The sequence below is a fragment of the Chryseobacterium sp. 27AL genome, assembly GCF_057815395.1.
The window spans coordinates 1-899 of the sequence record NZ_JBYRIW010000034.1; the positions used below are offsets into that span (position 1 = coordinate 1).

Annotated in this window: 1 rRNA gene; it reads right to left on the minus strand. The window is 44.3% G+C overall.

Going from position 1 to position 899, the window contains the following annotated elements:
• A 16S ribosomal RNA gene (locus AC3WV0_RS18080) occupies positions 1 to 579 on the minus strand; the annotation flags it as partial.
• Positions 580 to 899: the final 320 nt, after the last annotated feature.

Genomic DNA, 899 nt, shown 5'->3' on the forward strand with positions numbered 1-899 from the left:
ATCCGCCTACGGACCCTTTAAACCCAATAAATCCGGATAACGCTTGCACCCTCCGTATTACCGCGGCTGCTGGCACGGAGTTAGCCGGTGCTTATTCGTACAGTACCTTCAGCTATCTACACGTAGATAGGTTTATCCCTGTACAAAAGAAGTTTACAACCCATAGGGCCGTCGTCCTTCACGCGGGATGGCTGGATCAGGCGCTAACCCATTGTCCAATATTCCTCACTGCTGCCTCCCGTAGGAGTCTGGTCCGTGTCTCAGTACCAGTGTGGGGGATCACCCTCTCAGGCCCCCTAAAGATCATCGACTTGGTGAGCCGTTACCTCACCAACTATCTAATCTTGCGCGTGCCCATCTCTATCCACCGGAGTTTTCAATTTTAAATGATGCCATTCAAAATATTATGGGGTATTAATCTTCCTTTCGAAAGGCTATCCCCCAGATAAAGGCAGGTTGCACACGTGTTCCGCACCCGTACGCCGCTCTCAAGATCCCGAAAGATCTCTACCGCTCGGCTTGCATGTGTTAGGCCTCCCGCTAGCGTTCATCCTGAGCCAGGATCAAACTCTCCATTGTATGTTTGTCTTGACTCACTCAAAGTTTTTTAACGCTTTAGTTTTTCCTTACTTGGTTGTTATATTGTATGTCAATGATCTTCCAATCTTCCGCTTTGTAACGAAGCAATCTTTCTGTCAGTGTCGCTTTCGTATTTGCGAGTGCAAAAGTAATAACTTATTTCTTAATGACCAAATGTTTTTGAAAGATTTTTTAAAGTTTTTTTTTCTTAACCTTAACTCTTTCCCAAACCTTCAATCCCTTACTCCTACGCTCCGTTTTACCGGACTGCAAAGATACAAATATTTTTTAATTCCACAACTTTTTTCCTTAAAAAATTT